Genomic DNA, 24,729 nt, shown 5'->3' on the forward strand with positions numbered 1-24,729 from the left:
GCTAAATTTATATTTAGATATAATACATTACTGGATATATTTTAAACACTAGACTGGTCATGCCTCATATACATCCTTAACTCGCCAGGTAATCTCTAGCGCAGAGTTGCTACTATTTGCGGATTTTAACCTAAAGATAGACGGTACTAGTCCTAGCGTTAGCCTTATTCATACAAGTGGTTTATTTATGGGCAAAAGTAGACTATTTGTTTATCATCATATTAATCCTACTGCTTTTGTGCACAGCCTGCATGAATGCGTGAATCTTATGGTGATTTTTTATACCTTTATCCTGCTCAACTCCACTGCTGACATCCACCGCATACGGCCTAACTTGCTTGATAGCTACGCTGACATTCGCATGGTTCAGCCCACCAGCCAGGATAATTGGCTTATTTAAGCCTTTTGGAATAAGCTTCCAATCAAACACCTCACCTGTACCACCAGGTACGCTTTTAACATAGGCATCTAACAAGATGCCACGAGCGCCAGTATAGGCGTTACACGCAGTAGCAATGTCATCTCCAACCTTGACACGTAATGCTTTAATGTACGGACGTTTATAGCTTTCGCACTCGGCAGAACTTTCGTCACCGTGAAACTGCAACATGTCTAGTTGCACGACATCAAGGGTTTTATTGAGTTCGTAGCAGCTAGGGTTAACAAACAAACCCACGGTTGTGACAAATGGCGGCAGCGCAGCGACAATCTCCAGCGCTTGGAATACATTTATCGCACGCGGACTTTTAGCATAAAACACAAAACCAATTGCATCTGCCCCAGCATCAACTGCCGCGAGCGCATCTTCTATACGAGTAATCCCACAAATTTTGCTGCGCACGACTGACATAACGGCTGACATATATAATACAAGCCTAAGATTTAGATTGATAAAACTGCAAATGAGTAAAAAGCTCTTCTGGATCTCAGCTGTGAAGTTCTTTAAACTATACAGCAAAATACAAATCAATAAAACAGTCTGGTAATTCAAACTAGTTGAAGCACTGTATATCCGCTAGGTACAGACTGAACGGATACGCTGTAATGTAAGCCAATGTGGGGAATACAGCTTTTCGGTACTTCTTTAACTCACTGTATTAGTACGTTCCGCTAACTCCCATAATCATTAGTACATCTGTGATATTGCGCACTATTTAGTACAGAAAAGCCATGGCGCAGATATTTGGCACAATTATTTTATACTGACGAGTGACCAGAAAGTAATATATTTATGTAATCGGTGCCTAAACCTGATACTTACCTAGTAAAGAAAGTACTGAAATCATGCGCGCCAACTAGATACTGCGTAACCTTCACTATACGCTTAGCATCTAACAGATGATGGTTTCTGAGTGCTTTCCTGGTTAAGGAACAACGAACAGATCTTATCGTTGTACATCACATAACAATAGCGACTAGTAATGGCCTTGAAACGCGCATAAAAATACAAAAGTAATAACCTTGATATTAGTTAACTCTAATATCTTGTGGTAAATTGATATTTACATTATTCACTCATGCCTTTATTAATAAAGCTCTACCTGGGTATCTAAAGTGCATCACTTGACTTTAGGCGTGCACACCAGTATCAGTAAGCCAGGCGCACATCCAGTAATACTAAAGCGTCAGTAACCATGGTCTATCACTAAAAAACACTAGCTTGTTATTCCAAACAACTGATCAACGTTCCAGCAAAATTCGTAACATACGACGCAACGGCTCGGCTGCACCCCATAGCAGTTGGTCGCCAACAGTGAACGCACCAAGAAATTTGGTGCCCATGTTTAGCTTACGCAAACGGCCCACCGGCACATTTAAGGTGCCGGTAACCATAGTTGGACTCAATTCCTTTATGCTGATGTCGCGACTGTTTGGTACTAGTTTAACCCATGGGTTATGCTGGCTGATCAGCCATTCGATATCGGTAATCGGCACGTCTTTATTTAGCTTGATAGTTAGCGCCTGAGTATGGCAGCGCATAGCGCCAATGCGTACACAAATACCGTCCACTGGTATTGGACTCTTAAGGCGACCGAGGATTTTGTTAGTTTCGGCCTGGGCTTTCCACTCTTCGCGGCTCTGACCATTCAGCAGTTCCTTGTCAATCCATGGGATCAGGCTACCAGCCAATGGTACACCGAACATTTTAGTCGGATAAGCATCGCTGCGCATGGCATCGGCTACACAACGGTCGATATCAAGAATTGCGCTAGCAGGATCCATTAATTGATTAGCAACAGCTGCATGAGTTGCGCCCATTTGCTTGATTAGTTCACGCATGTTCTGTGCACCAGCGCCAGACGCTGCCTGATAAGTCATGACGCTCATCCACTCGACCAGGCCAGCTTCGAACAAGCCACCCAAACCCATTAGCATTAGGCTGACAGTACAGTTGCCGCCAATATAGTTCTTAATGCCGGCATCTAATTGTCGATCGATAATTTTACGGTTTACTGGATCAAGGATAATGACGGCGTCATCATGCATACGAAGACTTGAGGCGGCATCGATCCAGTAACCCTGCCAGCCACTTTTGCGTAACCTGGGAAAGATTTCGTTAGTGTAGGCACCGCCTTGGCAAGCTAAAATCACATCAAGAATTTTTAGCTCTTCAATGCTGAAGGCGTCTTTGAGCGGATTGATATCCTTTCCAACGAATGGCCCTTGGCCATAAACGTTCGAAGTAGTAAAAAACACCGGCTCAATAAGATTAAAATCCAGCTCATCTAACATTCGCTGCATAAGCACGGAACCGACCATACCGCGCCACCCGATCAGACCTACACGTTTCATAGCAATCAAACCTTGTTATAAATTGGGCTGCCCTGCAGTAATCACTGCAAGGCAGCCCAAAAAGATTATAGATTCTGCAGCGTAGCGACTACTGTGTCGCGCATTTCTTATGTATTGATTTTAACGCACCCTAGTGATCATATGTTCACTAGGGTGCAAATTTTGATCTAACACTAGGCTTACAGTCTTCTCTAAATTACATGGCCGCTTAGCTAAGATTGCAGCCATAACGCAGAATTATTGAAACAGACAAAATAATTGCTAGCTGGTTGATGATACACTGCCATCGCAATATCTAACGCTGAACCGTGGCATAGATTATACATGTTTTTATTGTGAATATCTATTGAACATTTCAATAGATATTAATCACCCAGTTAACCATTATAATAGTTATTTTTTTATTGATCTGACCTAGAGAGTTTTAAAATGCATCATGCTTGATGAGAAGGGTAATAACTGCTTTGCTAAGCATGCATTTTATCTTATTTTATCTTCTGGATAAATTATATCGTGCATACTATCATGCAGCTGTACATAACATTTATATAGGCTGAATACATACTCACTAAACGCATATTGAGTTAAAACTCTGAATGCTACTATACTAAAACGTAGTACTGTAAAATTTACACCGGTATAATTAGTTCATCATATGACGCATCAATATTATTTTGCTACGATTTTTAACATAGCTACCACACGACCTGAATTGCTAAGAACTGCTTGTACTATTACAGTCATGATGATCATTAAAATCACGCTGAAAGCGTAAGCGTCAGCATACTATTACGATTTTTAGAAAATCGACCAGGGCTGCTTCACAAATCCGACAACCAGATAGGTTAAGCGGCCAGCATCGTAAAATACAAGTCAGTTATCTAGTGCTCAAAATTATCAACCGTCTCACTCTAACACTTTAGCTCGACGACACTTATATTAGCAACATACGCCACTAATCAAAACCACTACTTTAAACGCAAATTAAATCAATCAAAATAAAGTGCGGTTCTGTATAACCAATAGTCATAGTCATGATAGCACTATGTGTACTCATAAGTTGGGATGAAAAGCAAGCCATATTATAATTAATATCTGCGTTAATAACGCTGAACGCAAAATACTAAATAAATGGTACAACGCATCCAAGAATGCATGAGATTTGTTTTTAGACTCATAGTCATAGAATATCAAGCCTTACCTAACGTACCACGAAAGCATACTCTATTGGCTTAATACACATCTTCATTGCTCGACATGCCGACCAAGCAATTCAATAAATTATTCTATGCATGTGCTGATTGTGTGCCCTTAAAAAACTACACAAGCATGTATAACCATTATCACAACTTCAAACTTTATCCACTATTTTAAGGCCAATTAAAGCTGGAAATCACCTAAAGCATTAGGATTCATAGTCTAGACAACACTGTAACCAAAATTCGCTAACTGAAAAGACTTGGCGATGAGCATTGCCGTAAATAGCTTGTAGCCAGACCATGTATTGCTGACATATTTTAAGCTTTTACCAGTGAACGCGCTAAAGGTTCATTGATAATTTGTGTGCGACACTACTCTTAGCTATCAGGACAAAAAATCATTTACACCATTGCGGCAATGACGTACAACTCTAAACTGGACTCTAGTATCAATAACTGGAAACCACTTAGCACAAATGAAATTCCAGCAAAACTGGCCCATATTTGGGACAGAGACATTTGCACAGCTTGCCCAAGCTAATTAAGTAATTTGAACAACTACTAGATGAGGCAACGACTGATAAACAGCTTATCTTTTGCAAATTATATTCTTAATACATTGCGTTAAAAAAATCTTAAATCTTAGAATAATTGCATATCAACATCGAACTCATCTCTCATGGATATAGTATTATTGGCATAATAATAATATTTAACAAAATACTAGGATGATCACTAACTCACACAGTTCCTTGAAAACAAATGGAATAATTACTTTGCCTTTGCCATCCATCCTGCAGGCAAATAATCTTACATAAAAACGCTTTCATCTAGAAACTTTACATTAATTAATGTAGTATTTGATGCGTAGGGTATTATAAATAATAATGCTTATCAATAACTCACTGTGCCAGCTAATGATGCTGACTGCTTAAGTAATATACGGAAAAATCCGTTTACGTTTTCTTGACGCCACCTTGATGGTCCAAACTATTAATATCTGTCGCCTCAACTAGGCAACACACTGCAATTAACTTGCAATAATTGCATAAAGGTGTTTATTTAGAGCTATAAGATGCGTTTTTTGAAACGACAAGCAGAGCTAAAAATCGTAGATTGAACAGTAAAAACTGTGGCGCATTAACGGGTCCATGTATACCACTAAAATAGTGATACATAGAATACCGTAACTAGATACAAAAATCTAAACGTTAGACGAGCTCGACAGCTATTTTTATAAAAATAGCTGTCGATAATCTCTTAGAGTGCTGGTGGATGACTATGGCGTCCCCTAGGGGACTCGAACCCCTGTTACCGCCGTGAAAGGGCGGTGTCCTAGGCCACTAGACGAAGGGGACATGAACCTTCTAAAATTTATCATAGTTGCATGCTAATCGATTTATTTTTAATCGATTAAGTGACAGTGCGACCGGAATTATGAGTCTATAAATTTTGTGGAGCTAAACGGAATTGAACCGTTGACCTCTTGCATGCCATGCAAGCGCTCTCCCAACTGAGCTATAGCCCCTTATCGATAAATTATAAGACATAATCTTAGTGGTGACTTAGAAATGTGTCAAATTTATTTTTAATAATTTTTAAAATTATTTTGTTGAGATAACAATCACTTATCAATAAAATCCCAAACAAACTAGATTTTAGAGCTAAAGTCAGCTGCTTAAACAGCAAGATCCATCAGATTTTTCCACTCTTTTTTTTCTTTCTCTGATACACCACCAAGTAAATCAAGAGCTTGGTGGAGGCGGAAACATGTAAGATCGAGGCCGAGAATTTCCATTGAATCAAGTACTGATACTGAATTAGCTCGCCCAGTGATCGCAGCAAACATTAACGGCATAGCATCGCGAAATGTTAGCTTCATGGATTCAACTACCGTCTTAATCGTCGAAATAATTACATTCTTCTCCCACTGAGGTAAGCTTTCGAGCTTCCACAGAATCAACTGCATCAATTGACGAACCTGATTACTAGAGAGATTCTTAGACTCAAACAGCTTGACATCCGGGCTTACTCCATCTGTAAAGAAAAAACCGGCTAATGATACGACCTGGCTGAACGTCTCTACCCTACTCTGCACCAGCGATGCAATCTTCATTGTATGCTCTGGCCTAAAAGCCCACTGCTGCATGCGCATAGCAAACTTTTCTACCGGCATATCGCGTAACCACTGGCCGTTAAGCCACGACAATTTTTCGATATCAAATACTGGACCACCAAGGGATACACGAGACATGTCAAAGTTCCCAACCATTTCCTGCAGTGAAAACTTTTCTCGCGCGTCTGGCATCGACCAGCCCATACGGCCTAAATAGTTGAGCATTGCTTCAGGCATAAAACCAATGCGCTCGTAAAAAGTTAATGAGGTTTGATTTTTACGCTTGGAAAGCTTACTTTTATCTGGGTTACGCAACAACGGCATATGACATAACCGTGGCAGCTCCCAGCCAAAGTATTCATAAAGTAGAATCAGTTTAGCTGCCGACGATAGCCATTCTTCTCCACGTAACACATGTGTAATACCCATCAGATGATCGTCAACCACATTAGCTAAGAAATATGTCGGTAGACCATCGGTTTTCATCAGCACCTGCATGTCTATATGGTTCCACGGGATCTCGACGTCACCACGCAGCATATCCGGTACTACACATACGCCTTCGCTAGGCACCTTCATACGGATTACGTGAGGCCTTCCAGCAGCCAGGCGCTGAGCTACGTCTTCTTTCGAGAGTAGCAGTGCGCGACCATCGTAGCGCGGTGTTTCGCCACGGGCGTATTGCTCAGCACGCATTTGATTAAGCTCTTCAGCAGTGCAAAAACACGGAAAGGCATGACCCATACTAACCAGTTGCTTGATATACTGTTTATAAATGTCGCTTCGCTCGCTCTGACGATATGGGCCATGAGGGCCGCCAACGTCAGGACCTTCGGACCAGGTGATACCCAACCAGCGCAAAGCATCTAAAATCTGCTGTTCCGACTTACGGTTTGAGCGCAATTGATCAGTGTCTTCGATGCGAAGGATGAACTCACCACCGTACTGTTTAGCAAAACAGTAGTTAAACAAGGCAATATAAGCAGTGCCAACGTGAGGATCTCCAGTAGGAGATGGCGCAATACGAGTGCGTACAGTAATCATGACAGATCTCGAATATGCGATAAAGCTGAAAATTAAAATAAATAGTGAATTTTAACAGTTATAGGTGGTTATGACTAAAACCATGATACTGTAATCGTAGACTAGTGCAATGCTTGCCAATTAAACAACTAACAAGCGCTCACGTAACTTGCTAATCTCATCTCTGATCTGCGCTGCTGCTTCAAACTCTAGATCCTGTACTAACTGATACATTTTCTCCTCTAAGTGTCGAATATACTTGGTAACCTCGCTCAATTGACACGATGCATTCTCATGTTTAGCATTCATTGTGGCAGCCTTCACTAAGCTAGTGTGCTTCTTATTGCGCAAACCTGGCACAGTCAAACACTCCATAATATTCTGAACATCCTTAAATACGCTCTTAGGCGTTACGCTATTAGTCAGATTAAAAATAATCTGTCTGTCACGACGACGCTCAGTTTCGCTAATTGCCCGCTCCATAGAACTAGTAATGCGATCTGCGTATAGAATAGCCTGACCATTAATATTACGCGCAGCACGGCCAATGGTCTGGATTAGAGAACGCTCGGAACGTAGGAAACCGTCCTTATCAGCATCTAGAATTGCTACAAGTGACACTTCTGGCATATCCAGGCCTTCACGCAGCAGATTGATCCCTACTAGCACATCAAAGGTACCTAAACGTAGATCGCGTACGATATCCACGCGCTCTACGGTGTCGATGTCTGAGTGCAAATAACGTACACGCACGCTATGGTTAGCGAGGTAGTCGGTAAGGTCTTCAGACATGCGCTTGGTAAGCGTAGTGACTAGTACCCGTTCTTTTAGAACCACACGTTTAGTGATCTCCGAGAACAAATCATCTACCTGAGTCAACGCCGAGCGAATCTCAACTTGCGGCTCTAATAACCCTGTTGGACGCACTAACTGCTCAATCACGCGACTGGCATGCTCAACCTCATACTTACCAGGCGTAGCGGATACAAAAATAGTTTGCGGACTAATTGTCTCCCATTCGTCAAAACGCATTGGGCGATTATCCAGTGCAGATGGCAGGCGGAAACCGTATTCTACCAAAGTTTGTTTACGTGAACGATCGCCCTTGTACATCGCATGAATTTGCGGCACGCTAACATGGGACTCATCAATCACAAGCAAGGCATTAGATGGCAGGTAGTCGTAAAGAGTTGGTGGTGGCATACCAGATTCACGACCTGAAAGGTAACGCGAGTAATTTTCGATACCGCGGCAATAACCAATCTCTAGTAGCATTTCTAGATCGAAATATGTACGTTGTTCCAGGCGTTGCGCCTCTACTAATTTATTGTTAGAGCGCAAGTACTCTAGGCGATTAATTAGTTCAATTTTTATGCTTTCGATAGCGCCTATCAAGATTTCACGCGGAATCACGTAATGGCTTTTCGGGTAAAATATAAAGCGTGGTAGTTTACGGATTACCTCACCGGTTAGCGGGTCAAAGGCTGATAAACTCTCAACTTTATCATCGAATAGCTCGACGCGGATTGCTTCCAGATTGGATTCAGCTGGATAGATGTCAATCACATCACCGCGCACACGGAATGTAGCACGAGCAAAATCTATGTCGTTACGGGCATATTGTAAGCCAGTTAGACGGCGCAGCAATTCACGCTGGTTAAATTTGTCGCCGCAATCAATACGTAGCAACATCTTAACATAGGTTTCCGGGCTGCCTAAACCGTAGATACATGATACCGTAGTAACAATGATTGCATCCTTGCGCTCCAGTAGCGCTTTAGTCGCCGATAACCGCATCTGCTCAATACGAGCATTAATTGATGCATCTTTCTCGATAAAAGTATCAGAAGACGGCACATAAGCTTCAGGCTGGTAGTAGTCATAATAGGAAACAAAGTACTCTACAGCATTATGTGGAAAGAACGCTTTAAACTCGCCATAGAGCTGTGCAGCTAATGTTTTATTTGGCGCCAGCACTAACGTTAAGCGGTTGATCTGCGCAATCACATTAGCGATGCTAAAGGTTTTGCCAGAACCGGTGACCCCGAGAAGAGTCTGGTACGGCAAACCAGCTTTAATGCCCTCCACCATCTGGCGAATAGCTGCCGGCTGATCGCCAGATGGTTTAAAATTGGTTACAAGCTGGAAATCCGGCATAAAATATCTCGTGAAAGCACTACAGACTCAACAATATCATGGATAAAAAACTCAACAATAGTGTAAAAAAGTAGTTCTGAACATTATAGATTTCAATATAATCTTCAGATATTCCGTTTACAACTAATGTTGTAAATAAGACTAAAAGTCAATCAAGAAACCAAATAAATCAAAAAATTGAACGAAAAGCTGTTTCGGCTGTCGCATTGAACCTAGATGGCCTCTATACTAATTACCTATTTGTGTACTGCTCTAGTACATCCGGCTGAAGCGCGACACATTCTCCCTCCATAGAAGCTGCCGTAAGAATGAGCCTTTTCTCTGCTGTTAAAATGGCACCACGCGATCCAATATTAGGGCTTAACGAAGCCTTCAATACTGATACACGAACTACCAAGGTCAACCTTGGCGTTGGCGTTTACTGCAATGAAGAGGGGAAGATTCCACTCTTGCGTGCTGTTGCTAAAGCAGAAGCTATTCGTGCGGCGCAACACGCCACCCGTGGCTACCTACCAATTGACGGAATCCTGGCTTATGGTCAGGCTGTGCAAAAGCTTCTATTTAGCGCTGACTCACCACCACTAAGTGCTGGCCGTGTAATCACCGCTCAAACAATCGGAGGTACTGGCGCACTGAAAATTGGTAGCGACTTCCTCAAACAAATACTACCCAATGCTGCTGTAGCCATTAGCGACCCAAGCTGGGAAAACCACCAAGCACTGTTCAAAACAGCAGGCTTCTTGGTACGCACATATCGCTACTACGACGCAGTTACACACGACATAAACCGTACCGGCTTACTCGAAGACCTTAATTCCTTACCACCTAAGTCCATCGTAGTGTTGCACGCCTGTTGCCATAACCCGACAGGTGTCGACCTTAGCTATACTGACTGGCAGAAGGTACTGGATGTAATTCGGGACAAAAACCTAGTACCATTTCTTGACCTAGCTTACCAGGGTTTAGGCGAAAACATTTACGAAGACGCTGCTACCGTGCGTATGTTCGCTGAATCTGGTCTGACTTTCCTTGTATCAAGTTCATTTTCGAAATCTTTCTCGCTGTATGGCGAACGCGTAGGCGCACTGTCGATTGCTAGTGAGTCTAAAGAGGAAAGCGCACGCATTTTATCACAGATTAAACGCGTTATCCGCACGAACTACTCAAACCCACCGACCCATGGTGCGACTATTGTAGCAACAGTACTGAATAACCTTAAGCTACGTGCCCAGTGGGAAGCTGAGTTGGCTGAAATGCGCTCACGCATTAATAGCATGCGTGAGCAGATGGTCACCAAACTAGCTGGGGCTGCTTTAGATTACGACTTTAGCTTTGTCGGTCGTCAACGTGGAATGTTTTCTTACTCAGGCTTAACCGTTAAGCAAGTTACCCGCTTGCGTACTGAGTTTGGTGTATACGCACTTGACAACGGCCGTATCTGTATGGCGGCGCTAAATCAGTCAAATATTAATACTGTGACCAAGGCAATTGTACAGGTATTAAAAACCTGTACGCGTTGAATCAACGTAACAGGAAAGTTCATGGCGGACTACTTTTTTGACAATTCAATTAGATTAAACATAAACTATTCTATTACTGTGAGAGTCTTTTTAAGAACAGACAACCTCAATTTGCATATTAATCACGAAAGCTGTATAGCTACATAAATACACGCTCAGCATGCCAAAACACTAAACAAGCCTGATACATCTTACCTGTGACGTGATGTTAGGAGTGTTTTTTGGACTAATTAATTTTGCTTTTAGTATAGGTTAGATGTTTGATGATCTCTGAGTTAGCGATAGGTACTTTCAAAGTCAAATACTAACAAAATCAACTATGATTTGTTTATCATGTAGACCGCACTTACCCGATAACCTTACAAAATTGCTTTAACTATGCCATACATAGTACTGTGCTATGGTACTGGAGTAACCCAAGTATTAAGAATGTGGCATGGGCTAGTCTAACGTCTGCACACTTACAACCGTAAACCCAATTAAACGCTTTCTCTAGTATACTGCGTTGCATTAGCAATTTACTTGGCCATGACGAGAACGAACATGTTGCGACATGAATCTATCAAGAATCTGCTTAACTTAACGTAATGCCAGCAAGCAGCAGAGTATCATAATAGCAGTAATACAAGCAATTAAAACGAAAGACGTAAACGTAACTAAGACACCACAATAACACATCTAGACTATGGTGTATTTTTTAGTTGATACACAGTGAGCCACGACGTAAAGCAGAGCCAGCCTTACCGTGTACCAACTGTAAACACTAAACAAATGCGCTCTGTGACTCACGCATCCATCAATAGTGTTTTAGCACAGACATTCTTACATCAAAGTCTAAAATGCAACGTTTATAGCTAAGCAGAACAGGTCCACCGATCTCTAGTGACAGGCCATAGGTAGCACATTGCGCTAATATCAGCTATAGCGACCGCACCGCCAAGCAAATAAGAAAACATCATGCAAGGCTTGCCATATACATTACTACAGAATTGGGCATGACTATAAATACTGCATTTCCTATGCCTGCGTTAAAAGCTGCTTGCGTATGCGCATTCAAGTAGACATATCCATATTACTCAATCGTTGAATTGTTTCATCGATTGAGTGTTAGTTTGATATTATCCATTGCGCATGCTCAATAAATCAAACATTGCCAATGTGTTTGTATGGTAGCTATGCATATAGCATACTCAAGCTAGCCAACTTTAGATGCTTGCCAGGTCTACTCAGCTGTGTACGTATGCTAACTTTTGTTTAGTATAGCGAGGGTGGCTTTATTAGGAGTATAACGCCAGCAAGTAGATTGTGACATGTAGAGTTTTTTGATCATACGATTGATAATCTCAAATAATCTAAATAAGATATTTCAATGTACCTCTGACTTTTTAACCAGTAAGCTAATAATTTTGCCTTACGTAAGACTATGCTATAGAACTAATTAGTAATGTATAACAGCAACAGATTATTTGTATGACTCAATAAGGTAATGCTAGGTTATTGTATTGCGTAATCATCCACCACAAAGTTTTACGCATTTATAACCATAGCATTAGGATGCATACATATATGAGTATGTAATAACTAGAATACTACTTATTTGTATTTTTTTCTAGCTTGGTTTTACGATCAGCCTAATAAAGAAAATACACATTTTTTGTGTAAGGAGCGCAGCGCGCGTTGTCCTAGTAAATAATCGTTCATTACTTGGTCTTTAAATCTAGCTATACTATCAGTTTAGTTAATGGTATGCACTTAATATTCACACTCGTTGGTAGATACGATCACTTGTTACTTAAGAGGCAAGCCAGTGTGGTACATGAAAACAGACATTAGACTTAACTACGTCATTTTACACATTAAAATACATATTTTAGATTATGCTTTGTATAGCGATATGGTTTGACATACAGATGTACTTATTATTGCTAGCACTTCAAGCAACTAACTCTCAGACGTGTCTTGAGGAAGATAAGAAAACTTAACCGGATATCTTACTCTTATGCTAGATTATACACGATTAGACTAGTGTGTCTAGTTAAGATGCAGGATATCCATCACTTAGTAAATTATACTGGTCTGTTTTTAGTAACTGAAGTTAAGCAAATTATATCCAGATAGAATAATAAACCTCAGGTATAACGCTTAATTTTAAGCTTTTTCAGAAGAAAGCAAGTAATCATACACACTATATGTGTGCTGTTTGAGAGCAGAAAAAATTAGTTGTCTAATATAAATAGACATTATTAACTTGGTTATTCATCATGCTGACATGGTTCCAGTTGTTAGGTGTGTACGCTGGTCAGCTTTTCGTTCAGTAAGCGGAAGGCTGCCTTATTTCTTTTGCGAGATCTACTCTAGGCTCTAACTTAGAGTAGATTGTGCTGATAACCAAGAAACTATTTGTTAGTGACGATTAGATTGATATTAAGTGTTTTCTAACATACCTACCAAGTTAACTACACCGTTAACGGTGTAGTTAACTTGGTAGGTCAGAACTGACACTTAAAGAAATGCTTAAACATTTCTTTAAGTGTCAGTTCTTTTTAAGAATTAATTGAATTATTCATTGGAGCTTTCCTAAAGCTAACTGAGTAAAACATTAGCCCGAAGTATAAATGAAGTATTTAATCAGTAAATATTAAAAATCGTTTTGCAAGATGAAGTATTACCACTAAACGCTATTGTTAGCGCTTTTAATTATATTCTATTCAAATAGAATTATCTTTAAACGCTGTATTGTCTTTATTAACAATGTAGTATCTCTGATATACCACCTATGAGCTTTCTAGCAACCACCATCTACACAGCCAACTCAACTTGACTAGGGATAACTGATAACTTCATCAGCCGTTGATGTTTACTCTTCTGTCGTACTAATAATCTGTGTTATCGAGAATTTAGTGTGTTGTGAGAAACTGCGTACCTACAATGTACTGCTCAGCAAAACTGAACCTACACACTATACGCTAGGCGTAAAACTGGTTACGCACTAGTAAACCTTGTAGATAGGTTTTGCTGCGCACTATTACTGAATAGTGTTGATTGCTAATTAAAGCTGCTGACAATGCTGGATTATACTGGTTTGAGTGTATTAACAGTACCTAGCTAGCCACTGGCTATCATAGCTGAAACAACTAGCTCGGAGTAGTTGTTTGAAAGATGTTTCACTCTTTCCAGCTTAGACGCGGGCAGGTTACGTTGTATAGTTAATTGACTAATAGAGACCATCAATAGACGTTAGTTAATCATGGATAGCCTGATCTACTAAAAGTCACAATTAATTTATCGCCATAAATAAGTTATAACGTGTTTGTAAAATCTAGATGGCTAAATAAATTGCCAGCGAATGAATAACTAAAGGCAAAAAAGTTTTTTCACTCACTTGACCACAGCAAAATATAGGCTGTAATTAAGATGAATAGAGATAAGTGTGGCATACAATAAAGCAGTGCACTGATATTCACAATCTTTATCTTAAATTACTACTTTATAAGAAAAGTAGTAGCTTACAATATTAATGTAAGCTTCCAGCATTATCAAATGTCAATACTGTAGCACTATCTTCTGCATTTTAATCTTTAACCATGTTGCGCAAGACTTTAAATTACAAGCGCTAGCCAAGATATTGAAATACATGATGAGGAACATTATGGATACACTCATCTTGCTGAGATTTTCATAAATCTTGGACAATTCCATTTACCAGTTTAAATGCGTGTCGTCTGATTAGTTATAAAAAGCGTATTTTTTCGGTCATAGTGACCTATGATAAAATTTTTTAGGGTAAGAATAGATAAACTCTTTAAGCATATCCAGTTTAGCATATCTAGAGCCAACATAGAAGATACATGTAAGCTAGATGAATTTTTCATATCATCTTAATGCTAACAGCAACCGCTCAAGCCCAATGCCAAATCCAGCGCCTTCACGGTAAGCTCCACCGCCAACTACTTGTTTCTGAGCACCTAACCCAGGACAGCATACCTCAAATCCGTGACCTCCAAGGTAGTAGCTTAGCCCACGCTTCACTGCTAGTTTTAGCTCATAGTGAAGCCCCACACTGTCTAAAAATTTAGTGCACATGGGCTGGCAACGCTGTAACGCTAAAACAGGATTACAGCTAAGAATCTCTAACCCCAGCTGGGTAAATTCACGATAACGACCAGCTTGTGGCCGCTCATATCGGTAACACCGCGTCACATAGAAAAACACTGCCTCTGATCGCCCATTAAGCAGGGAGGTACTGCACTCTTGAAACAGCGCAGTTGCTTCTGGAATTAAGCAACATTGGCGATTCGCCTTATCATTAAAGGCCCACATCTGCCCAATTATGGCGCTCCCACCGGCTTTTTCAATAAACGTGTCTTGGCTCCAAATGGCTGGCACGATAACTTCCTCAGCACCTGCTTCGATGAAAATAACTCCTAAAGCAACCCTCTATTTCGCGCATCATTGCAGCTTCTTTACTGGTTACTATTCTTGTTCCACGTAGCATAGTCATGTGTTGAATCTCCATTTTGTAAAAGCAATAAATTGGCACTTTAGGTGCTTATTTATGAGGCTCGTAAGATGGTTAGAAATTCTAAAACATAAATTATATCCAGCAACCAAGGCTCTTAAGGGAATATTTATAGTCAAAATAGCAATTGCATTGCAAAAAGCGAATCATAAATAAATTCTGACATGCTTGCAGGCAAAGTTACAAACCAGTCAGCCAGCAAGCAAAGTTTCCATCGTGCCTGTCTGTACGATCTTATCTAGCTTATGCTTTAGCATAACACGTTCAACTTGTTTAACGCTAGCATATGGTTTTATGCTTTTAACGCAATATGTCTAGAGCCACTTAACCAAATACTCGGCAGTATACATGCTTGTAGTACAATCTTGGATTGCATAACTCAAGATATGAGTCATCATAATAGGTCAAAAGCTTAGCTGGTCTATGCCATAGATGTGCTAATCGGAGACAATTATGTAAGAGCACTTGACAGATGCAAACAATACTTTGAAATATTAGTATTAATATTTTTATTATATTAAAAGACTAGAAACACGTATCTATACAAACTATCAGGTATAGTTGCTGACTATAGTTATATTGTGGTATACTGCGTCAGAGGCTTGATGTTGATATACTGACTAGTAGTTGTATCACAGATCAATAAATATTTTTAGCACGTCCACTATGCAACGTTTCTTTCAGCGCATCGTGGTTACCGTTTAATCTGGATCCACAACACGCTAAAACGCACGCGAAATTAAATACCAATACAACATGATCATTGGCACCAACTACTTCAGTTAGCCAGTTATACCGTATTCAGCTACTCTAAAATCGCAGCGTAGAAGTAGATGATTTCACTCTAAAATTAACTAGGCCTCTTACATCTTCTAACATACTAAAGCCTAAAAGAAATAGCATTAGCGTACTGCCGCATAAACAAGTTGTATGCCTAAACATTTTGATATAGGTTATATATAACCGCCTAGATCAAAATAGCGACATATTGTAACTACGCTCAATCGCAATGCTGATGCTGCCAGCTTTCTTGTCGTGCCGCACTACTTTGGTTAGATCTGAGTAATACAACTAAGTATGACGCCTGCTCATTAATAGTCACTATACTGATCCTCACTACAAGGTATCTTAATGTCGAGCATTAGTTCCAACATTATTACTCGACATGGCATTTAATTTTGCCTACGCACCATGCAGTATAAATTTTACTTTAATCAAAAGATGAAAAGGTAATCTAGATTTAGACTGCTTCCATTAGCTCGCTGATAAATATAGCTATATAATAACATTCGCATGTTCAACATTAAACAGGACATGACCTCAAGCGTTAGCTAATAACCTGCGCTAGCCTAGTCAGGTTGTATGCGCTGATAAGATCATTGATCTGCACAGCCTGATCAACATAGGTTTTATCGGTAATCCAGTCCGTCTTTAACTCACGCTACCAGCGAGCTGGTATATCAAAAAATAGGCAAGTCGCTTAAAATCATATGTCCAAATACCACCAACAGGTTTAGTGATTTTATCACTTGGCCGGTCAAAACAGTTAATGATAATGAACGTATTCAATTTTCTATTGAATAACTAAATAACGCAAAATAGCAATTTCCAACAATCTTAACAGTTCTGAGATAATGCAAAAAATAAGTTTATAGTGCACAGTAGACCATTATTTTAGATACCTTGCAGAAGTAGTAAATCACTGCAACGCAAAACTTGGCGTGGATTTAGTGCTAGATAACGTCAATGGTGTATATATGGCTATACCCTCTTCGATATAGAGGTTGATGCTTACCAGGAGTCAGCTTGTCCTTCCCGCAAGAAGCAACAATCTAATGACATTTCCAAGTACTAATGCGCAAAAATCTTAGCTTTACCTAGTTTAATCTGTCATTCTACGCCATAAGGCTTGCCTTACCTCAATGACTACCAACACCAATCTATATGGATTAAAAAAATGGCATTAATGACAATAAAATTGTATTAACATCCCAGCATAACGCCAATGTGATTCTGCCTTGTTAACGCCTACTATGAAGCTTTAGCCAGAGTAATCACAAAGGCGTGCTGGTAGACTAAATTAAATAGATATAGTGAAAATGCCGATGCTATCGGGATCAATTCTGTCAAACCATGCAAACCTACAGCTCGATATGAACCTTCATACACTAATGATCTTCAACGCTCATTATCCTTGATAGCGAACGTTAGTTGTATTAAGAAATGCAAGAGCTATCAGCATGACTCGTATATTTTCAAGGCTAACACTAGTATAATTGCAAGGTCATAGGCATTTAATTATGAACTAGCATTTATAATATTAACAACGATGCTAAAACTTTGAAGTACAGATTCAAAAAATACAACCGCTGCAGTGTGGGCATATTTTTTGATACACTTCTTCCTCTCAAAAAACACCTAAACTAATTCAAATAATCAACGCCATGTTTAGTTGATCCAGTTTGGATTGATACCACCATAAAAACCTGCCATCGCGTTGGTAGGTATATTACGTTTAAGCGCATCGGGCACTAAGACTAATAGTTACAACGCTTGCCGATGGATAATTACCTGCTAAAACTTAAGCTCGCAAAGCCTAATTAGTATCTGGCTTGAACGACAAACGAATGCTATTATAGTTTTTTAGACCTCAACATTATCACGTGACCAATGACTTGCAGATAGTTAGATCATATAACCCGTACTGACACTAGTAATAGCAAAAACTTACTACCAAAGAATACCTCTCTAAATTTTAGAAAGTACCTGTATAGTCAAACGGATACTAAAAAATATGACACAATGCGTAGAAAACAGCAACACCAGCTATACACTTTAATATGAATATTATGTCAACCTATAAATTAATCGGTATTATGTTGATTGAAAATGGTTCATCGTACAATTACACTATCTACCTAGATGATGAGGATTCACTGCTATAAGCGTTGACTTAACAACAGATAGCAGTTTTTTTGTGGGGGGCGAATAGCTAGTCAATAAAAGAAGTAAAACTTCGAGATAGAATAATTTTCTTGCAACTTGCATTGAAATGGTTAATCTGTCTATTATCACAGAAAGAATCACCGCATAATACTCAGAATAACACTGCTAACCAATGCTAGTCAGCAACAAAAGCTAATATTTAAGGCACTGCAAAATGCATCGCATATTTGTGCCTAATCTTGAAGCATATCTCACTATACATGCGAGTATAACGCATGTTTTGGTATATGATATAAAACTGTGTAGATATTATCTATATTCAAACTAATTTATGATATACCTACTCTCACCAATAGAACACGTTTGTGCGTATTGACCATTGTACTCTAATCTGAATTCCTACAAATTACAATGTAGTTAACTAGCAAAACCATAATAAACATATTTAACTACAGCATTGATGGCGTTACGGGTGACGAATAGATTCGCTAAACTCCATACCACATAGATATCTTGAGCATAAAACAACTGCAAAATAAGAACTAAAATACGTATAAGTTTGTATTGGTCAATTTAATTATTGAAAATAGTTGGTTATACTAAGGAAAATGCTACATGGAAATTTTAGGAAACCATATATGATGCTTTGCATAGATGACTACCTTACTCTATACTCAGTATTAAGGCTTTACTAAAGCAGCTGCCATCTTTACTTCCTTGCACACCCCATAACCAGCATTACTTTAGAAGGCGCGGAAACTAGAAGGCTCCTAGCCCTTACATTATAAAACCACAAAAGTACTTTCACAAAAGTACTTTTGCTGTCTTCGCTAGCGTCTACAAATACAACTTTATCGCCAAGCGCCAAATAGCCAAAGGTTCAAACTGATCATGCGCTAGATTTATCTATAGCAAAATCTAAAGTCGCTTATGGTAGATATGTTTACAATCGTATACTTAGTACATAAATTTTCGCCATAGACATATTTGTAGCTCCATATAGAGCACACAAGTAACATCGTTGATGTATGTTATAGCATCACCTACCGTATATTAAGCATATTGAAGATACCGCAGTTACTCCAATAGTTAAGCCATAAACCATAGACAGCTAAATAACGTGAGTATCTCCAATTCGCAGAGGATATAGATACTTAATCAGAACAATAACGTTACTAATAGTAATTAAAGTCAGCAACCAGGTAATTGATGACTATATTGTAGTTTAGGCTTGCATATTTACTAATAGAGTCAACTTTAGTTATTTGCTCAAACACATATGAATATAGTAAAATATTTTTTGTTGGCCAGTCACATACAAACTACACTTGCATTCAGTACAATACACTGGTACACCATAATACACGCACAAAATTACCAATATTAGCAAGGCTAACATAAGATATTATCTTTAGTAATGTCAAAAATTTTTTATTACGCAAAGCTTAGGCAGTGCCTGTTGCGCTTAAGTTATTGGGTCGTCACGTTAAAGTTAAGCATACAAGATTGGTTCGTTATAACTATCAAGTAAGCAAAGGCAATAAGTCTAAAAGTACCTGACAGCATTAGCTAACAACACTAATTAGTTACTAGTTATACTGGCCAGTAAAATAGCAAAATCACAATATCTAAACTTGTACTCAAGTAAAATTAGTGGCCATCACAGACATACCGCTTGGCGCAGTTACATGCACCAGTAAATTTAATACACGGAATATTACCTGCTCGGCTGCCCTAACTAGTGCGCTAGCAAGGCATCAATCACGAATCTTTTAAATAACAAACGCGTTAGATTGGTCACAGTAGCAGGCTATTTTTAACCTCATGCTATGATTGCACACTATAACAATATAGCTAGTAATTAGCTAGTGACTCCATAATATATGGCCATGTCGTTAATTTCCAAGCTGCGCCTCTTGTTGGTGTGCAAAGTTTCGTTCACCACTAAATGTACATATTATACTAAACATCTGAGCCTGGTTCTACCAACGTCTGCGCCACTTGAACAAAACTTAAGTACTAAAAACAATATCGGATACATCACATAAAGTAAATATATAATGATAGTTTAGGCGTCAAAGGGAAGTTGATGTATAGTCACAGCTAATCAGGTGCGACATATTGCAGATTTTAGCCAGCTTAATCTGCTTTTTGCCGGTAGATTGTTCTATGATGAGTTTTCTCCAACAACTTATCCAAGCAATACTAGCAGCTGATACTGGCCACATAGTGCTTACAAGAATGATCTTTTATACTGACCGGCATGAGCGTATGGCTGGGCATTGCTTATGCCGCCTTCGCTTAAATCATGGCGAAGAGTCACACGATTGTCGAACACAAAACAATCACCATGCCATTTGGTTTCTTCTTGCGGCATCTCTTTTAGGTAATTCAGGATGCCGCCTTTGAGTTGGTAAACTTCCTCAAATCCTTCTTGAAGCATATAACTAGAGGCTTTTTCACAACGAATGCCACCAGTGCAAAATATAGCAATTTTTTTATGTGTAGCGGGGTTAAAGTTAGTTTTGATATAGTCAGGAAATTCACGAAAAATGGTAATTTTTGGGTTGATCGCGCCTTTAAAGGTACCGATCACTACTTCGTAGTAATTACGCGTATCAATCAATAGCACTTCTAGGTCACTAATCAACTCATTCCAATCATATGGGTTAACGTAGGTACCGACTTTTTTATTCGTATCTATGCCTTCAACGCCAAGAGTCACGATCTCTTTCTTGAGCTTGACCTTAGTACGGTAAAACGGCTGATAGTGACAATACGACTCTTTATAGTCGATGTTCACCATGCGATGGTCTTTCCTTAGCCAAGCTATCAGACAATTAATACTTTCACGATTACCGGAAATGGTACCATTAATGCCTTCTTCGGCAATGAGCAAGGTACCTTTGATGCCGTTCTCGACCATTACTTGTAGCAGTGGTTTACGAATCGTAGCGTAATCTATCAAAGTAACAAATTTATACAATGCTGCCACAACAATCGGTTGAGTCATATGTGGTATTTCTTTTTAAACAATCTGCCTCTCCAAAGGCAAACTAGATATAAGGATGCGCCGAATAAGCAGTTTATTCGGCATAAATAAAATAACAAATACCTCATATCAAAAAATACTTGATAAGTCAATGATATCTGGCGCAGATTGGTGAAGGCGGAGCTGCGTTAATTGTCAACCATTCTTCAGGAGTATAAATATGCAACGCTAACGCATGAAATTCACTCATCAGGTTGCCTAAAGTAGCATAGACAATCTGGTGTCGCTTAACACGATCTAACCTATTAAATTGTAAACTTACTAATACGATTTTGAAGTGAGTCTGTAATCCACGGCTATGCATATGGCTTATATCCAGTACGCTTAGATATTGTGGGCTAAAAGTAGCAAGTGCCGTTTCAATAAGCTTGCGCATAGTCACTCCTGCTTACTTATTTTTTAACTGGTACGTCTGATTTTGGTGCTAGCTCGTTGGTCATACGTTCCAATAGTTCATTCACCGCTGACACAGCACTTTCCAGCTTTGCTTGAGTTATTTGAGCTGATTGCTGGGTTAATTCTGGCATTTTTTCAAGAACTTTCTTGCCTAATACGGATTGATAAAAGGCTACTAAATCATTGAGCTCAGATTCGCTAAAATTAGCAGTGTAGAGCTTAATCATCTCTGGTTTTAGCTTCGACCAACCGATAGCCTGATCTATCACATCGTGTGCCTTAGCTTGATAGCTGTCTAGTATGTAACGCTTAGAGGCAGGTGCCCTGGTCTGTTCAAAACGTTGAGCAAACATTTGCTGCACTTGAATATAAACCGGGGCACCCAACTTATATGCGTGAACTAAAGTTAGGAAAGCTTCGGCACTAGCATTATGGCTAGCAATATCTGCAAAAACCTGTCTACTGGCGTAAACCAGAATAACCGCGATACAGATGGCACGAAAACAAGTCATCGAATTTCCTTTATAACAGGAGAGGCAAGACTACCCCCTAAGAATAACTATTTCTCACCTAAACAACCTTATAGCTTAACCACGGCTTTTGTCAGGTAAAAAATTTGCTTTGAATGAACCAAGTAAGAAGTATCTCGTAAAATTTACGAGTCTGCTATAGGATAGACTAAGCGCAGCAACCTGAATAAGTATGCCGCGATAAATCGTATCAAAACTAATAACCTAACAAACGTTAAAGTACGAGGTAATGCTTACTAGGGCATTAAGAACTCACTTTTGCTGACAAGTTGTACTATCAGCAAGCAATGCATAGCACTAATAAAATGTAAATAAATTAGCACTTATTAAAAAACCTCACAAAGATCTATAACCAAAGCGGTAACCTGCCAGCCAATATCGTAAACCCAATCGAACAAGCCGCCTATAAAGCAATCAATAGCAAATTATGACAAATAGTTCGTATTAATTGCTTGATGGAACTCATGACGCGGTATGTAAAGCTAATGAAACCTAGTGGTTCTACATAATTGACATCATATTACAACTACTTTTTACCAAAAAGGTATAAGCATTTATTACTCAATTCAATTACGACAAGCACATACTTCATAGTATTTATGTCCACCGTACAAGAGTTTAGTTTTCTTATAGATAAGTAAACCTGCAAGCAATAAGCTCAATTCATCGCATAGTTTTAGTGTAGCGATTAATTTCAATCTAACGGCATCGTCGATAGTTTTCCGTTTTATTACTATGCAATACAGAAGAGAAAGTATCTCATAATACATACTGATGGTAACCATACACAAGCGCGCTACAAAGCTACTAACAGTAGAGTTTATAAAATATAATTAACTGATTCGTCGCCTATTAGGCTACGACCAACGTAGCAGGAAGTTTGATTATACCTAGCAGGGTTAACCATGATCTAATGCGCAAAGCTATAGACCTTGACTTATCTGACACTAAGCAAAAATTTAATTATTTTATTAATGTTGATATCAACCTATGATAACTGTAACTGAACATGTATAAACCGATGATAACTCATAACATTTAGGAGTTTCTTCTTCTATTGCCCAACGATTGTCATAATATTTAGAAATATTAAAAAGTATATTTTAAGCAGGATAATAATAATCTAAAACACGCACTGCTGCTGGGACCGGAGATCACACCCATGGCTAACATAGGCGTTTGCCAACGTCTTAAAAATGCGCTGTAAGCCCATTAGCTTGTCTATTAAACACGCTAATAGAAAAGATTAACGGGCAAGGCAAAAACTCTGTTACAGGGTTCTGCAAATGCATCTACGACATCGGCACTTTGGCGTATTATAGACACACTTACCATTATTGCTTACAGCTAATTCCATACCATTAGTAACTATTTATGGCCAATAGTTATAAACACCGACATAGCAGTAGCAAGCATTATCGTTATTACATATGGATATGTATAACTGCCAGGTGACAGAGGCAGTTCTACCAGAAAATTTGCCAGAAAACTTCAATCAAAAATACCACGCCACACTTTACCACAGTTTAAAACGCGCTACAAAATGTAGTATTCTTTAGATACTAGCAATAAGATCAGTCTTTATCTATACCACTAAACTAACAGCACCATAACCAGGCATGCTCAGTATAACTAGATACAACACATATAGCAGTCACACCAGTCAGTTGTCTTCTTAACCAGGCAAACTACAGAGACCTAATAGCCCAAAAAGATGCGCATGCATGCCCTAGAAACCAAAAGAAGTAAGATCACCTACTAGGGTGAACCAGGCAGGCACCAATGAGGATTTTATATTATCCTCCTTATTACGAGTAAGCATGCTCCAATGTGATTAATTAAGTGACAGCTTCTAACATACTGATAGCGACTATTATGAAGATAATATATTTATTTAGATTATATCGCTACATTTTACATACCAAATACTAAACTTGCTATAAACTAATCATACAAACAGGTGACCCATAGAAATTGGCAAGTCGTAAGAATTGTATTTAATATTATTGATTTCAAGGCAGTTATACTGTATATAGATATTTTCAGCCAAATACATCGTTTAATACTAAAAGTCAATATTCTCTATCTCTAGGCCTATAACCTTAAGCAACTTTAACACTAAAAATGCACAACCTATAGATATCTCATCTAGCTGGCAACCGGTCACAGTAAAACTGTAGCAGAATGCCTTAAACTTGAGTCTCAATACCAGGGTTTTTCTGTAATTACTACAAACTTCACCTGTGCGCAACCCAACGGCTATAAGGAATTACCTGCCTTGACCTTAGCCGTTTTAAGTAAACAAAAGCTACAACTAGTTAATACTGGCAAGCTTTATATGCAAGCGTTGCAGTCATTTAGACCAACACATTTATCAAGCACTTGTAATAGATCTGATCACTATCGTTAAAGCTAACGTGGACAATGCAACCTTCAACTATCAATAGATAGACATAACCATGACAAATCTACTTAAAC

General features: G+C 39.1%; 8 protein-coding genes, 2 tRNA genes and 1 pseudogene. 1 reads left to right on the forward strand and 10 read right to left on the reverse strand.

All coding sequences use genetic code 11. The features are described from left to right. Positions 1-202: 202 nt before the first annotated feature. The 6 genes from C3B55_RS03550 to uvrB form a co-directional block, all read right to left on the reverse strand. Positions 203-850, reverse strand: coding sequence for a phosphoribosylanthranilate isomerase (locus C3B55_RS03550; RefSeq protein ID WP_129211919.1), 648 nt, complete (start codon positions 848-850; stop codon positions 203-205). Positions 851-1,680: 830 nt separating this feature from the next. Then, entirely contained in the window at positions 1,681-2,793 is a 1,113-nt protein-coding gene (gene asd / locus C3B55_RS03555) for an aspartate-semialdehyde dehydrogenase (protein ID WP_129211525.1), read from the reverse strand. A 2,481-nt stretch (positions 2,794-5,274) separates the two neighbouring features. Further along, positions 5,275-5,350 (reverse strand) — tRNA-Glu (locus C3B55_RS03560). Positions 5,351-5,447: 97 nt separating this feature from the next. After that, a tRNA-Ala gene (locus C3B55_RS03565) sits at positions 5,448-5,520 on the reverse strand. Positions 5,521-5,670: 150 nt separating this feature from the next. Further along, positions 5,671-7,152: a glutamate--tRNA ligase gene (gltX, locus tag C3B55_RS03570; protein ID WP_129211527.1), complete on the reverse strand. Its 1,482-nt coding sequence runs from the start codon at positions 7,150-7,152 to the stop codon at positions 5,671-5,673. A gap of 120 nt (positions 7,153-7,272) precedes the next feature. Then, positions 7,273-9,288, reverse strand: coding sequence for an excinuclease ABC subunit UvrB (uvrB, locus tag C3B55_RS03575; protein WP_129211529.1), 2,016 nt, complete (start codon positions 9,286-9,288; stop codon positions 7,273-7,275). A gap of 308 nt (positions 9,289-9,596) precedes the next feature. On the opposite strand from uvrB, the gene C3B55_RS03580 reads away from it, so the two are divergent. Continuing rightward, positions 9,597-10,808, forward strand: coding sequence for an amino acid aminotransferase (locus tag C3B55_RS03580; protein WP_129211531.1), 1,212 nt, complete (start codon positions 9,597-9,599; stop codon positions 10,806-10,808). A gap of 3,873 nt (positions 10,809-14,681) precedes the next feature. Here C3B55_RS03580 and C3B55_RS03585 read toward each other — a convergent pair. The 4 genes and pseudogenes from C3B55_RS03585 to C3B55_RS03600 all read right to left on the reverse strand — a co-directional run bounded on the left by C3B55_RS03585 (position 14,682) and on the right by C3B55_RS03600 (position 22,233). Continuing rightward, on the reverse strand, positions 14,682-15,227 hold the full coding sequence (locus C3B55_RS03585; RefSeq protein WP_129211533.1) for an ATP phosphoribosyltransferase regulatory subunit: 546 nt from the start codon (positions 15,225-15,227) through the stop codon (positions 14,682-14,684). Between the two features lie 5,121 nt (positions 15,228-20,348). Next, positions 20,349-21,286: pseudogene (gene trhO / locus C3B55_RS03590) on the reverse strand (oxygen-dependent tRNA uridine(34) hydroxylase TrhO). 127 nt (positions 21,287-21,413) lie between these two features. Next, positions 21,414-21,701 carry a BolA family protein gene (locus tag C3B55_RS03595; protein WP_457912677.1) on the reverse strand — a complete coding sequence of 96 codons (288 nt, stop codon included), beginning with the start codon at positions 21,699-21,701 and terminating at the stop codon, positions 21,414-21,416. 16 nt (positions 21,702-21,717) lie between these two features. Next, positions 21,718-22,233, reverse strand: coding sequence for a DUF2059 domain-containing protein (locus C3B55_RS03600; RefSeq protein WP_129211537.1), 516 nt, complete (start codon positions 22,231-22,233; stop codon positions 21,718-21,720). Between the last annotated feature and the right edge of the window lie 2,496 nt (positions 22,234-24,729).

Source organism: Candidatus Pseudomonas adelgestsugas (assembly GCF_004124255.1).
In the GTDB taxonomy this organism is placed as follows: Bacteria; Pseudomonadota; Gammaproteobacteria; order Pseudomonadales; family Pseudomonadaceae; genus Aquipseudomonas; species Aquipseudomonas adelgestsugas.

Bases quoted from the DNA above. Each gene is read 5' to 3' on its own strand.
- gltX (WP_129211527.1), bottom strand. From the start codon at position 7,152: ATGATTACTGTACGCACTCGTATTGCGCCATCTCCTACTGGAGATCCT.
- C3B55_RS03580 (WP_129211531.1), top strand. From the start codon at position 9,597: ATGAGCCTTTTCTCTGCTGTTAAAATGGCACCACGCGATCCAATATTA.
- C3B55_RS03550 (WP_129211919.1), bottom strand. From the start codon at position 850: ATGTCAGTCGTGCGCAGCAAAATTTGTGGGATTACTCGTATAGAAGAT.
- asd (WP_129211525.1), bottom strand. From the start codon at position 2,793: ATGAAACGTGTAGGTCTGATCGGGTGGCGCGGTATGGTCGGTTCCGTG.
- uvrB (WP_129211529.1), bottom strand. From the start codon at position 9,288: ATGCCGGATTTCCAGCTTGTAACCAATTTTAAACCATCTGGCGATCAG.
- C3B55_RS03595 (WP_457912677.1), bottom strand. From the start codon at position 21,701: ATGCGCAAGCTTATTGAAACGGCACTTGCTACTTTTAGCCCACAATAT.
- C3B55_RS03600 (WP_129211537.1), bottom strand. From the start codon at position 22,233: ATGACTTGTTTTCGTGCCATCTGTATCGCGGTTATTCTGGTTTACGCC.